Below are 12,246 nucleotides of genomic sequence, written 5' to 3'. Positions count from 1 at the left end.
CGACTCCTCAGTTGCACGTGCCGGCAAGGCCGTTCAAGCCTGGCGTGGCCATATGCAGCAGGCTCTTGTGGCCAATGCCGTTGGCTTGCAGGCTGGCGCCCGGGTCCGGGGTCCACGGCTGCTCGTCGAGGCGCCATTGCACCTGGGCGAAATCCACCCACTGGGCATCCGGGTGCTGGGCAATGGCCGGCTTGGCCACCTGCTCGATAAAGTCGGCAAAAAGCATGTGCGGCGGCAGCGGCAAGGTGAAGGGGGCACAGAACATCAGGTGCTTTTCCCAGCACAGATAGACCAGTTGCAGGCCATGGAAACGGTCCTGGCTATCCAGGGCTTGGGCCGCGTAGGGGCCGATGGCAGTCACAGGCATGATGGTTTTCCTTTCTTGTTATGGCACGGGCGCGCGCGCAGCGCTGCACGCCCGGCTGGGTGGTCGGTGGTAAGGCTTCAGGCGGTTTGACGCCGGTCCGGATCGGCTGGCGAGGCCGGCGTACTGCCCTTGTCGTTCGGATGCCAGTCCTGCCAGCGCCGGTGCTCGGTGGAACCCAGGTACTCGAAGTTGTCCTCGCCGGGCGTGATGTTGTAGTAGTCACGCACCACCGACTCGACATCCGCCCCACCGCAGTTGCCCTGCAGGATCTGGTGCACCGGCAGCCAGGCCTGGATGTACTTCTCGGGCTCGTACTGGAAGATGTCGCAGCAACCATCGGAGCAGAAGTGATAGCGCTCGCCAGCGTGCTCGGCGCTGCGGTGGCTCAGGGTCGTCGGATCATCCGGCTCACTGAACGCCAGGGGGATCTGGCAGATCTGGCACAGCATCGGCAGCGTCGGGTTATAGAAACGCTCGCCCTTCTCCTGCAACGCGCGCCAATGCTCGAAGCGCGGCCGATAGAGGCTGTCGAAGGTGTCCGGGTATTTTTCGGACAGCCAATCCAGCTCTTCGTCGGTCGGCATCCAGGTGTGGAAGTTGGTCGCCTGGCTGTACTGGTAGAAGATCGACCAGGCCTGGTGGGTGATGTGTTCCTTGCCGATATTGGCCTCTTCGACGTACTTGGGCGGCCGGATGCCATAGCGCTCCAGGTCCTTGAACAACGCCCCGCCGGCCTCTTCGAAATACACGCCCCAGGCCTCGGACCAGGACATGACTTTGTTCGGTAGCATGTAGTCCATCATCATCCCGACCAGCGTCAGCAGGCGGTAGCCACGCCAGAACCACTTGTCGATCCAGCGCTGAATGATCGGCACGTTGTCCTCGTGCTGTTCCAGCAGGAACTTGATCACCTCCAGGCCCAGGGTCATATGCCGCGCTTCGTCGGACTGGGCAGAGAAGCCGAAGGTCACGGTGGCCATGTCGCCATTGAAGGCCGCGCCCGACATAAAGGGCACGAACAGCAGGTTGGTCAGCACGTACTCGAAGGAGAACGAAATCGCCGTCAGGAACTCGAACGGGCCGGCCGTGCGTGCATCCTCGAAGAACGACTTGGGCACCGACAGGAACCACACGCGGTCATGCATATGGGCAAAGTCATGCAGGCCGTTGAAGTGCTTGTTGTAGTGGCTCATGGCGTGGATCTGGGTCTGCACATGGCGCAGTTCGTCGATCGCCTGCATCTGGCAGGCCACCCGCGCCCCGGCGCCGCTGAACTGCCGACCGACCCGGGCAAAGCCCTGGTAGGCCTGGTACTCCAGGGGCGTCACGCCGGACAGGAACAGCTTCAGCGCGTTGACGTAGCGAGCGTCGGAGAGCGTGGTGTGGCCGTTGTTCTGCGAGAACGCATCGAAGATCGCGTAGAGCTTCTTTTCTTTCTCGGCCTGGTATTTCCAGTAGGTGTCCATGGTCAGGCGGAAGGGGTCTTCCCACTTGTCCCAATCCGTGATCTTGATCCCCTCGAAGCGCTCATGGGGGTAGATGTCTTCATGGCGCTGGTAGCTTGGCTCCCAGTCCAGGTCGCGGGTCATGCAGCGGTATTTTTCTTTGGCATTCAGGCGTTTTTTCACGGCCATGATGGCTCTCCCGGAATTCTTGTTGGAGTGATCGACCCAGGGCGCGGCGCGCGCTTAGTTGTTCCAGTGCAGGGAAAAGCGGTCGTCTTCTTCCTCGACGTTGCCGCCCAGGGTGATGACGTACATCAACATTTCCTGGATATCCCACGGGCTGGCGGTGATGCCTTCGACGGTCTCGCGGCGGATCTCCAGGCGGCCCTCGGCCTCGATACGGATCATCGACGGCTGGTGCTGGACCTCGGCGCCGGGGTTGTCCTGAACGATGGCCTCGACAATGGCGCGGGCGTAATCGTTGTCCTGCAGGTTGATGTACACACGCGACTTCATGCCGACACTCCCGTCAGGCCGATCTTCTTCAGGCGTACGGCAAATTCGCCGCACACCGAATCCAGGGCCGCGGCACCGGGGCCCATGGCCGCCAACGGACGCAAGGCCGCCTCGGCGCGTTGGCTCCAGCGATCGACCCAACCTTCGACCAGCGCCTTGTTCTCGGCGCTCTGGTTGATCACGGTCTTGCACAGCGCATCGACCCAGCGCTGGCTCTCGGCAAACCACAGGCGCATGAACTCGGTGAGCATGCCGACCTGCCCGGCGCCATTGGCGCTCAGTTGTTCGTCGAATTTGTGGAACAGCAACGGATACACCAGGCCATCACTGACCAGGTTCTGCGCCAGGGTCAGCTCGAACCAGTCGCGCACCACCAGGGTGTCTTCGACATAGCGGCGCAAGCCTTGCCAGGCCGGGTCGACCAGCCATTGCTGCTTGGCCTTGGCGAGCAGCAGGACATCGCCGTCATCGAGCATCAGGCCGATGCGCGAGAGGTACTGAGCGATGCCCAGACGGTCCATGGCATGGAACATATGCATCTGGGTCAGGCTGGTGCCCAGGCCATCAGCGGCAATATTGCTGTTGTTCATATTCGCGCCCAGCTCGGCATGGCGCAGGGGCAGCAACAGCGCGCCGATTTGCTCGCGACTGCGCTCGTCGAGGCTGGCGAGCATGTCGCGCTTCTCGCAGAAGGCATAATCGTGCTCGGCGTTTTCCTGCATCTTGGCGCGGGCCTGGACATAGGCGCCGTAGTAGTACTGGCGCGGATCGCTGACCACGCCCCAGTCAGGCATCACCACGGCCGTGCGCGTGGGGTCGTTGAGCAGTTTGTCCGGCTGCCACAGCGGCCGGTAGTGGAAGTTGGTCGCCGCCTCGATATCGAAGCTCGCTTCCTGGTAGCGCGTCGCCGGCTTGTCGCCGAAGCGCCGCCGGGTATGGCTGAAGGTGTTGCGCAGGGTCTCGACCGTAGTGGTCTTGATTTCTACACTCATGGCTTGTGGGTCCTGTCGTTATTGTTGTCATGGGCCGGCACGCGGGGTGGATCAGGCGGGTGGATCGTTGGCCGAATCGCCGTAGCGCCACTTGCGCATATCCGCATCGATGGCCTGGCACATCCGCTCATCCATATGCCGGACCCGGTGGGTCAGGCAGAACTGCTGGAACGCCGGGCGCGGCATCACCAGCTCGACATACAGATCCGGCGTGCCAATGGCGAAGTCGAATTCGACAAAGCGACTGTGCTCGTCACTGCGCACACGCACATAGCGCGGCAGGTCCTCGAAGGGGGTGGATGGGGACGTCATGTTCAGCTCCTCGGATGGGCTGAACAGGGCAGAGCAAGGCCTGTGCCAGGCGCCTGAAATCGCAAAAAACAGATCTCAAGCCATTGTTTTTAAACAACTATTTATTATTTATCCGCTTACTGTCGCCGCCTTCGCAAACACGAGGCGACCGCAGGAATGGATCATTTGATCAATCGCGAAGAGGCCGATTGAGCAAATGGTCAAAGCGCAGGCCCATTTGACTTTCACGCCGATTTCAGGCCGTTTATTAAATAAACCAAGACCCTCGCTTCCTGCCTGAGAGGCGAGTGGGAACGCCTCGCGCGACACCGTATCGCGCGTTCCCGGATCCACTACTCCCTACTAAAAAAACAACAGGGGTTTGCGTGCATGAGCATGAAATACAACGCGTCGGAACACGCGCCATTACTCAAGGACCTGGCCGACCGCATTCGCTTTCTGGGCCACGAAGGCAAGATCTGGCTCGACGAACAACGCATGCTGCTGATGACCGTGTCAGCCATGGCGTCCTGCCGGCGCGAGTTGATCGAGATGATCGGCGAGGAACGCGCCAAGGGTTTCTTCCTGCGCCTGGGCTATCAGTCGGGTCTCAAGGACGCCGAACTTGCCCGCAAACTTCGTCCCAATAGCAGCGATATCGAGATGTTTCTCACCGGCCCGCAATTGCATGCACTCAAGGGCATGGTCAATGTGCGGCCGCTGAAAATGGATATCGACCTGGAGACCGGGCACTTCTACGCCGACATCGAATGGCTGGACTCCTTCGAGGTCGAGAACCACCAGAGCGAACGCCTGGAGTCGGCGCAACCGGTGTGCTGGATGCTGCTGGGCTATGCCATCAGCTACACCTCGTTCTTTGTCGGTCGGCAGATCATCTTCAAGGAAGTCAGTTGCCGCGGCTGCGGCGACGCGCTGTGCCGGATCATCGGCAAGCCGGCCCAGGAGTGGGACGATGCCGAAGACTTTATGCGCTATTTCCAGAGCGACCCGATCATCGAGGAACTGCGCTCCCTGAAGATCCAGCTGGAAAGCCTGAACCAGCGCCTGGCGCTCAAGGCCGGACAGTTCTATGGCATCGGCCAGTCGGCGGTGTATCGCAAGACCTGCGCGCTGATCGACAAGGCCGCGCCCGGCAAGGCCTCGGTGTTGCTGCTCGGCGAGACAGGGGTCGGCAAGGAAGTGATCGCCCGCAGCGTGCATCTGCGTAGCGAGCGCGCCAGCGGCCCGTTTATCGCCCTCAACTGTGCCGTCATCAGCCCGGACCTGATCGAGTCCGAGCTGTTCGGCGTCGAGAAAGGCGCCTATACCGGCGCCCATCAGTCACGTATGGGCCGCTTCGAACGGGCCCATGGCGGCACGCTGTTTCTCGATGAGGTCGCCGAGCTCACGCCCCGGGCCCAGGCCAGCTTGCTGCGGGTGCTGCAAGAAGGTGAACTGGAGCGCGTCGGCGATAGCCAGGTGCGCCGTGTTGATGTGCGGGTCATCGCCGCCACCCACGAAGATCTGGCTGAAGCGGTACGGGCCGGGCGCCTGCGTGCCGACCTGTACTACCGGCTCAATGTCTACCCGGTGAAAATTCCGGCCCTGCGCGAACGCCGCGAAGATATCCCGTTGTTGATCGAGCACTTTCTCGAAAAACTCCACGCCACCTACCCGAAGAAAAACCTCGGGCTCTCCGACCGCGCCCTCGAGGCCTGCATGCGCCACGACTGGCCGGGGAACATTCGCGAGCTGGAAAACCTGATCGAACGCGGCGTGATCATTACCGACAACAACCAGAGTATTTCCGTCGAGGCGCTGTTCCCGCACCTGACCGACGACCATCCGTGCATCGGCCTGAACGGCGACGGTAATCTGGCCAGTCAGGCGCCCGATAGCGCCCGACAGTGGGCCAGGCAGTTGCTCGATCAAGGCTTGAGCCTGGAGACGGTTGAACAGGCGCTGCTCCAGGAAGCGCTGCAACGCAGCGAACAGAATGTGTCCCAGGCCGCACGCCTGCTGGGCATGACCCGCCCGGCGCTGGCCTATCGCCTGAAAACCAGCGCCAAGTCACTGTAGGGACGCGTTAAAGTTTTTCTGTATTTTTCGCCCAAGCACAAAACCTGGGCTGCAGCCTGTAGGAAGTTTCGGGGTGGGTTGTTCCTGCCTCGGACCTGCCCCTATAGTGCCGGCCACTACCCTGCTGGAACCTCCGACGATGTACTCGCCTGTCTTACGACGCCCTCGCACGCTGTTCTCCGCGCTGGCGCTCGCCCTTACGCTCGGCGCCTGCGGCGCCTATCCACCGTCCTCCAGCCAGGTTCTGCCCAGTGCCCCGGAGGCCGCTTCGGGCTATCGCGACGACCTCCAGACCCGCCACACCTCGCGCCATATGGCAGCGGCCGCCAACCCGCTGGCCGCCGAAGCCGGACGTACGATGCTGCGCCAGGGCGGTTCGGCCATCGATGCCGCCGTCGCCATGCAGGCCGTGCTCACGCTGGTCGAGCCCCAATCCAGCGGGATCGGCGGCGGCGCCTTTATCATGCTCTGGGACGGCCAACGCGTTCGTGCCTACGACGGTCGCGAAACCGCCCCTGCGGGCGCGACGGAGACGCTGTTTCTACAGGCAAATGGCCAGCCAATGCCCTTTGCCCAGGCCCAGATCGGCGGTCGTTCAGTGGGGGTTCCCGGGGCCATGCGCGCCCTGGAACTGGCCCATCGCGAACATGGGCGACTGCCCTGGGCGCAACTGTTCGAACCGGCGATCCAACTGGCCGAGCAAGGCTTTGCGATCTCGCCACGGCTGCACCAGTTGCTGGTCGCGGATCGCTTTATCGCCGAATCCCCGGCCATGGCCGCCTACTTCCTCACCGCCGACGGTACGCCAAAAGCCGTCGGCACCCGCTTGAAAAACCCGGAGCTGGCCGCCGTGTTCAGGCGTATGGCCCGTGAAGGCAGCCACGTCCTGCATCAGGGGCCAATCGCCGAGCGGATCGTCGCCGCCGTGCAGGGCAGCCGCAACCCTGGCAGCCTGTCACTGAGCGATCTGCGCCAATACCACGCTAAGGAACGCACACCGCTGTGCAGTGACTACAAGCGCTGGCAGGTCTGCGGCATGCCACCGCCCTCCGCCGGCGGCATTGCCGTCGCCCAGATCTTCGGCATCCTGCAGGCCCTTGAGCAGCGCGATCCACGCTGGGCACTGGCGCCCCTCAAACCGGTACACAGCGCCAGCCCAGCGGGCATCGAGCCCATGCCGCAAGCGGTCCATCTGCTCGCCGAAGCCAACCGGCTGGCGTATGCCGACCGCGGCCTGTACGTGGCCGATCCGGATTTCGTATCCGTGCCCACGGCCGGGCTGGTCGACCCTGCCTACCTGGCACGCCGTGCAACGCTGATCGGCGAACGCGCCATGGGCCAGGCCGAACCCGGGCAGCCTGCGGGAGTACAACTGGCAGTGGCCCCCGATCGCTCGCCGGGACGGATCTCGACGTCGCAGGTCGTTGCCGTGGATGACATGGGTGGCGCGGTCTCGATGACCACCACCGTGGAAAGTGCTTTCGGCTCGCACCTGATGGTTGACGGTTTTCTGCTCAACAATCAGTTGACCGATTTCTCCTTTGTGCCCCACGAAGCCGGCAAGCCGGTGGCCAATCGGGTCGAGCCGGGCAAGCGGCCACGCTCGTCCATGGCGCCGACCCTGGTCTTCAACCGCGAGCGTGGCGAGTTCCTCGCCGCTGTCGGTTCACCGGGGGGATCGCAGATTGTCGAGTACGTCAGCAAGACCCTGGTCGGCCTGCTCGACTGGGAGCTTGACCCCCAGCGCGCCATCAACCTGCCCAACTTCGGTAGCCGCAATGGCCCCACCGAACTGGAGCTCGGCCTGTTCAGCCCGGCGCTGATCAAGACTCTGGAAGACCAGGGCCATAGCGTCAGCCAACTGGAAATGACCAGCGGCACCCAGGCACTGGTACGGGTGCGCGACGCCAAGGGTCAGTCCGGCTGGGCCGGTGGTGCCGACCCTCGTCGTGAAGGCGAAGCCTTGGGCGATTAGCGCAAGCGAGACGCGGGCAACGGCGGCGCCTCCAGCCGCCCTCGCCCGTAAAACACCAGTGCTGTCAGCAGACACGTCAGCCAGACGAAAATCCCCGCCCAAAACGTATGCGACATGTAGTGCCAACCCTGCAGGACCCGCGTCGTGCCGTAGACCGTCCCCAATAGCAGCGCCCCCTGGAGCACCACCTTGGCATAGCGCCAGCGATACCGGCGCGCCACGAAATACAGCGCCAGCATCGTGAAGCCACCCGAGGCGTGCCCGCCCGGCCAGCAACGTCCTTCCCCCGCGTCCTGCAAGAGGGTGAAGTTGGAGTACCACTCCTGGTGTTCGATCTGGCCGCCGTACTGCGTGGTTTCCACCGGGCAGTACACGCTGGTGTGGCTCTTGAGGTAGTGGATCACTCCGGTACACAGCGAAAAGGCCAGCACCACATAGAGGAAATCACGCCGATGACGCGCGGTAAACCGCAACAGCGCTGCCAGCCGCAAGCGCTCCAGCCAGGCAATGGCTTTGCGGTGTTTTTCTGCCTTGAAGCGCGGCCAGAGGAACGACAGCAACGCGCCAATAATCGCCACCTCGCCGGTCCAGTTGGGGATGATGCGGGCCCACTTGTGGGTGATGCGTTCAAACAGATGGCTTTCACCCACCGGGAACACCCCGGCGACCTTGTCGTAGAACAGGTCACTGATGGCGATATCCAGCCGGGTCAGGTCAAAGCACAGAAAAACCAGGGCGGCACACAGCAGCGGCACACCGAGATTGATCAGGTAAAAACGACTACGTGCGGATAACGGCATGGGATGCCCCTGGATTAAGTGGCTCATCGGTCATTGGCCAGTCAGCGATGGCCAATCCGCAGCTTCGATAAAGCCCATCACCGCCGGCTTGCTTGCCGGGGGCGCCGAGACAAACAACGAAGCGCCATACCCCAGGCTGGGGTTGGGAACCTTGAGGCTGTGTTCGAGGGAAGCCATGCATTCGCTATGGGTCACCAGGACCAGATTGCGCCCCGCGACCTTATGCAACAGCGCATCGCGCAACAGACTGCTGCGGCAGTTGGACAGCCAGTCCTGGCCGTAGCTGGCGTGACCGAACATCAAGATCGAGGTCTGGACGGCCCGGGTCAGCGGGCTACTGTAGATATCCGTATGGTCCAGGCCCAAGCCCTTGAAACGCTCGCCCAGGCCCAGGGCGAGCGGCTGGGCACGCTCGGTAATCCCATCCGGGCGGTCCAGGCATGGCGCCTTAGCATGGTCACAACGCTCGGCATGGCGCACCAACACAATCATATCGCCCCGGGCCCAGGCGGCGGACACCGCGGCAAATCCGCGGGCATTGCCATGGGCCAGATCGGGAATCGCCGCTGGGCGCAGCAGCGCCAGCGTGACACCCAAAACCAATAGCGCCGACAGCATGATGACCAGCGCGTTTCGATAACGGCCCAATCCATGCCAAAGGCCGCGCAGGTCGAGCCCGCGCCGGATCCCGGTAAAGCCCAGTCTTAATTCCACATCGCCCCCAGGACAATCGATTGACCACCCGAGCCGCCCGAGCGACCGCGCAACAGGAATGACCACTGTTGCGCCGACAGCCGTGGCGGCGACGGGGAGCAAGTCTAGGGAGACCCAGGTCAGTGCCGGGTCAAAGCCATGTGAAAAAAGCCTTGGAGAGCGAGCCCTCAGCGCTCCACGGTAAAGGACAGCGTCGCCACATGAACCACGCTGTCGTACTGCTTGCCATCGACCTTGACCGCGCCATTGACCTGGGCAGCCACCTCAAGCACATACCGACCCGCAAAGGGCGTATCGAGGGTCACGCTGCCGTCGGCGGCAGGCTTGATGGTCCGATTCCACTCCTGGGAGGTATGCACGTTGACCTGGGACGCCGACACCACGCTGCCTTTCCAGTGCAACTTGAAGGTGTTGCCGTTGGGGCTGGTCGGCACCAGCTCCAGGTCGTTGCCCGCCTTGGTTTCGGTGCGCCCGGCCTTGGCTTCGTAGATGGTCAGCTTGCCGCCTTCGGGCAGCTTGGCACTGACCCGCAGGTCTCCCGCCGCGACCGGCACGGTGTAAGCGTCACCGTTGGCGCTCAGCGCTTGTTTCTTGCCATCAGCCCCCACCCACTGCGGCTCGACCAGCTTGGCCAGGCTCAGGTGCTCGCCGGGTTGAAACTCGCTTAGATACGCCTTGGCCGGCTGGCCACTGGTGGACTCCAGCCAAAGGTAATCGGCAAGCGTGGCAGGTGCCGACACGCCCAGGGCAATGACACAGGTCCCAAGTAACAACGGACGGCGCAGGGAAAACGACATGGCAATTCCTTGTTCTGAATAAAAGGCTCTTGTGTAAAAGACGGATGAGCGCGGCAAAACCCGCAGAAAAACTCACCAAGAGGTGTTTTTTTTTCGGAGCGATCCCAGCCAAAACCCATAGAAAGAAAAACGTTTCAGCTCTGACGCATGTGGCCGATACAACCTCCACAAATGACCTTGCTGGCGTCCAAAAACAACAATCTTCCGGCCAAAAATGATCAAGAAGCGCAACCCTTCTGGAGGAATGAATGAATAGTTGGTTTGGCAACATCAGCGTCAACCTGAAGCTCGCCCTAGGCTTCGGCCTGGTGCTGGCACTGACCGCCGTCCTGGCGGTGATTGGCTGGAGCAGCCTCGGCGCCCTGATTAACCGCAGCAACTGGATGGGCGATATCACCCAGTTGAACGCCTCGCTCACCAACCTGCGCATCAGCCGCCTGCAATACATGCTGGCCAATGGCGATGACCAGGTGGCCGCGACCGTCCAAAGCCATCTCGATGCCTTTGTCACCCGCCAGCAGGACCTGCTGCACAGTTTCAAGAGCCCGGAGAACCTCAAGCTGCTCAAGGAACAGAACGGGATTATCGGCCAGTACGAGCAGTCGCTCGACAAGATGCGTAATGCCTACAAATCCAGCCAGGCCGCACGCCAGACCATGGGCGAACATGCCAGTACGGTCCAGGGCCTGATCAGTCAGATCATGGAGCAGACCCTGCAGTTGCCGGCAGACGATGCCAACCGCTTCGACCAGTTCCGCGCCATTACTCAGGTCAAGGAAGCCTTCCAACTGACCCGCTATGAAGTGCGGGGCTATACCGCCACCCCCAATCCACAGACAGAACAGAAAGCGCTGCGCCAACTCGACACTGCCATCGACAGCCTCAAGCTGTTGGATACGCACTTTGGCGCCAGCCAGCAGGCCTCGCTGACGCAGCTCAAGCAGGCGCTGGACCAGTATCGCGTGGCCGTACAACGCTACAAGGATGCCGACAACACCATTATCCAGGCCCGCCAGGAAATGACGAAGCAGGGCTACGATATCGTCGACCTGAGCGATCGCCTGTACGACATCCAACTGACCCGCCGCGACGCCGAGAGCGCCCAGGCCCGTTCCATGCAAATCGGCAGCAGCCTCCTGGCCCTGCTGATCGGCATCCTCGCCGCCGTGATCATCACCCGCCAGATCACCCGCCCGCTGCGCGAAACCCTCGGCGTGGTGGAGCGCATTGCCGCTGGCGACCTGACCCACAACCTGCGCATCACCCGTCGTGACGAACTCGGCGCCCTGCAACAAGGCATCCAACGCATGGCCGTGACCCTGCGCGAGCTGATTGGCGGGATCCGCGACAGCGTGACCCAGATCGCCAGTGCCGCCGAGGAGCTGTCGGCCGTCACCGAACAGACCAGCGCCGGCGTCAACAGCCAGAAAGTCGAGACCGATCAGGTCGCCACCGCCATGCATGAAATGGCCGTGACCGTGCAGGAAGTGGCGCGCAATGCCGAGCAGGCCTCCGAGGCTGCAGCGCTGGCCGACGGTGAAGCGCGAGCAGGAGACAAGGTGGTGGCCGAGGCCATTGGCCAGATCGAACGCCTGGCCATGGAGGTGGTGCGCTCGACCGAAGCCATGAGCGTGCTGCAACAGGAAAGCGACAAAATCGGCAGTGTCATGGACGTGATCAAGGCCGTGGCCGAGCAGACCAATCTACTGGCCCTCAATGCGGCGATCGAAGCCGCCCGGGCCGGTGAAGCCGGGCGCGGCTTTGCCGTGGTCGCCGACGAGGTGCGCGGCCTGGCCCAGCGCACACAAAAGTCCACCGAGGAAATCGAAGGGCTGGTCGCCGGCCTGCAAAACGGCACCCAGCACGTGGCCCAGGTGATGAACAACAGCCGCACGCTCACCGACAGCAGTGTGGTCCTGACCCGCAAGGCCGGCGAGTCGCTGGAGAACATCACCCGTACGGTGTCGAATATCCAGTCCATGAACCTGCAGATCGCCGCAGCCGCCGAGCAGCAGAGCGCCGTGGCCGAGGAGATCAGCCGCAGCATCATAAATGTACGCGATGTTTCCGAGCAGACGGCTGCCGCCAGCGAAGAAACCGCCGCCAGCAGCGTTGAACTGGCGCGCCTGGGCAACCAGTTGCAAACCCTGGTCAGCCGCTTCCGCGTTTAATTCCCGCCCCCGCAGCAGCGAGCACTCCTCTGCCAGGACGCCAGGTTCCTTGCAGGGGGGCGCAGCCTTGCACGCGCAAAAACCGTTGCCACTACACCG

General features: G+C 62.6%; 11 protein-coding genes and 1 pseudogene. 4 read left to right on the top strand and 8 right to left on the bottom strand.

Annotated elements, in window-relative coordinates; genetic code table 11:
• Positions 1–7 precede the first annotated feature (7 nt).
• The 5 genes from NPS46_RS20885 to NPS46_RS20865 form a co-directional block, all read right to left on the bottom strand.
• Complete coding sequence (locus tag NPS46_RS20885; RefSeq protein WP_274110534.1) at positions 8–367, bottom strand: phenol hydroxylase subunit P4; 360 nt, start codon at positions 365–367, stop codon at positions 8–10.
• A gap of 77 nt (positions 368–444) precedes the next feature.
• A complete protein-coding gene (locus tag NPS46_RS20880; RefSeq protein ID WP_274110532.1) occupies positions 445–2,001 on the bottom strand; it encodes an aromatic/alkene/methane monooxygenase hydroxylase/oxygenase subunit alpha in 1,557 nt (518 codons plus the stop codon).
• A 54-nt stretch (positions 2,002–2,055) separates the two neighbouring features.
• Entirely contained in the window at positions 2,056–2,328 is a 273-nt protein-coding gene (locus tag NPS46_RS20875; RefSeq protein ID WP_274110530.1) for an MmoB/DmpM family protein, read from the bottom strand.
• Complete coding sequence (locus NPS46_RS20870) at positions 2,325–3,320, bottom strand: aromatic/alkene monooxygenase hydroxylase subunit beta (RefSeq protein ID WP_274110528.1); 996 nt, start codon at positions 3,318–3,320, stop codon at positions 2,325–2,327. Before NPS46_RS20870 ends, NPS46_RS20875 begins: the two co-directional genes overlap by 4 nt.
• A gap of 51 nt (positions 3,321–3,371) precedes the next feature.
• Positions 3,372–3,632 carry a phenol hydroxylase subunit gene (locus NPS46_RS20865; protein WP_274110526.1) on the bottom strand — a complete coding sequence of 87 codons (261 nt, stop codon included), beginning with the start codon at positions 3,630–3,632 and terminating at the stop codon, positions 3,372–3,374.
• Between the two features lie 369 nt (positions 3,633–4,001).
• Here NPS46_RS20865 and NPS46_RS20860 point away from each other — a divergent pair, with 369 nt between their 5' ends.
• Both NPS46_RS20860 and ggt read left to right on the top strand, forming a co-directional pair.
• Positions 4,002–5,690 (top strand): sigma-54-dependent Fis family transcriptional regulator, encoded by a 1,689-nt coding sequence (locus tag NPS46_RS20860; RefSeq protein WP_274110524.1) that lies wholly within the window; start codon positions 4,002–4,004, stop codon positions 5,688–5,690.
• Between the two features lie 139 nt (positions 5,691–5,829).
• A complete protein-coding gene (ggt, locus tag NPS46_RS20855) occupies positions 5,830–7,665 on the top strand; it encodes a gamma-glutamyltransferase (RefSeq protein ID WP_274110522.1) in 1,836 nt (611 codons plus the stop codon).
• On the opposite strand, the gene NPS46_RS20850 is transcribed toward ggt, so the two are convergent.
• From NPS46_RS20850 to NPS46_RS20840, 3 genes are all read right to left on the bottom strand, one after another.
• A complete protein-coding gene (locus NPS46_RS20850; protein ID WP_274110520.1) occupies positions 7,662–8,465 on the bottom strand; it encodes a phosphatase PAP2 family protein in 804 nt (267 codons plus the stop codon). The two genes, ggt and NPS46_RS20850, sit on opposite strands and share 4 nt — an antisense overlap.
• Positions 8,466–8,495: 30 nt before the next feature.
• Positions 8,496–9,179 carry a histidine phosphatase family protein gene (locus NPS46_RS20845; RefSeq protein WP_274110518.1) on the bottom strand — a complete coding sequence of 228 codons (684 nt, stop codon included), beginning with the start codon at positions 9,177–9,179 and terminating at the stop codon, positions 8,496–8,498.
• Between the two features lie 167 nt (positions 9,180–9,346).
• Entirely contained in the window at positions 9,347–9,976 is a 630-nt protein-coding gene (locus NPS46_RS20840; protein WP_274110516.1) for a hypothetical protein, read from the bottom strand.
• A 383-nt stretch (positions 9,977–10,359) separates the two neighbouring features.
• Between NPS46_RS20840 and NPS46_RS25480 the strand changes: the two are divergent.
• Positions 10,360–11,244: pseudogene (locus NPS46_RS25480) on the top strand (methyl-accepting chemotaxis protein); the annotation flags it as partial.
• A gap of 39 nt (positions 11,245–11,283) precedes the next feature.
• The gene (locus NPS46_RS25475) at positions 11,284–12,147 is read left to right on the top strand and encodes a methyl-accepting chemotaxis protein (protein ID WP_425312773.1); all 864 of its coding nucleotides are present in this window, start codon (positions 11,284–11,286) and stop codon (positions 12,145–12,147) included.
• The last annotated feature ends 99 nt before the right edge of the window (positions 12,148–12,246 follow it).

It is taken from the genome of Pseudomonas putida (genome assembly GCF_028682395.1).
Taxonomy (GTDB): Bacteria; Pseudomonadota; Gammaproteobacteria; order Pseudomonadales; family Pseudomonadaceae; genus Aquipseudomonas; species Aquipseudomonas putida_AB.
Note: the sequence above shows the minus strand (reverse complement) of the source record. Positions and strands in the feature narration are given on the sequence as shown.

Excerpts from the sequence above, each read along its gene's own strand:
- NPS46_RS20840 (WP_274110516.1), bottom strand. The coding sequence starts at position 9,976 with ATGTCGTTTTCCCTGCGCCGTCCGTTGTTACTTGGGACCTGTGTCATT.
- NPS46_RS20865 (WP_274110526.1), bottom strand. The coding sequence starts at position 3,632 with ATGACGTCCCCATCCACCCCCTTCGAGGACCTGCCGCGCTATGTGCGT.
- NPS46_RS25475 (WP_425312773.1), top strand. The coding sequence starts at position 11,284 with ATGGCCGTGACCCTGCGCGAGCTGATTGGCGGGATCCGCGACAGCGTG.
- NPS46_RS20870 (WP_274110528.1), bottom strand. The coding sequence starts at position 3,320 with ATGAGTGTAGAAATCAAGACCACTACGGTCGAGACCCTGCGCAACACC.
- NPS46_RS20885 (WP_274110534.1), bottom strand. The coding sequence starts at position 367 with ATGCCTGTGACTGCCATCGGCCCCTACGCGGCCCAAGCCCTGGATAGC.
- NPS46_RS20880 (WP_274110532.1), bottom strand. The coding sequence starts at position 2,001 with ATGGCCGTGAAAAAACGCCTGAATGCCAAAGAAAAATACCGCTGCATG.
- NPS46_RS20875 (WP_274110530.1), bottom strand. The coding sequence starts at position 2,328 with ATGAAGTCGCGTGTGTACATCAACCTGCAGGACAACGATTACGCCCGC.
- ggt (WP_274110522.1), top strand. The coding sequence starts at position 5,830 with ATGTACTCGCCTGTCTTACGACGCCCTCGCACGCTGTTCTCCGCGCTG.
- NPS46_RS20850 (WP_274110520.1), bottom strand. The coding sequence starts at position 8,465 with ATGCCGTTATCCGCACGTAGTCGTTTTTACCTGATCAATCTCGGTGTG.
- NPS46_RS20860 (WP_274110524.1), top strand. The coding sequence starts at position 4,002 with ATGAGCATGAAATACAACGCGTCGGAACACGCGCCATTACTCAAGGAC.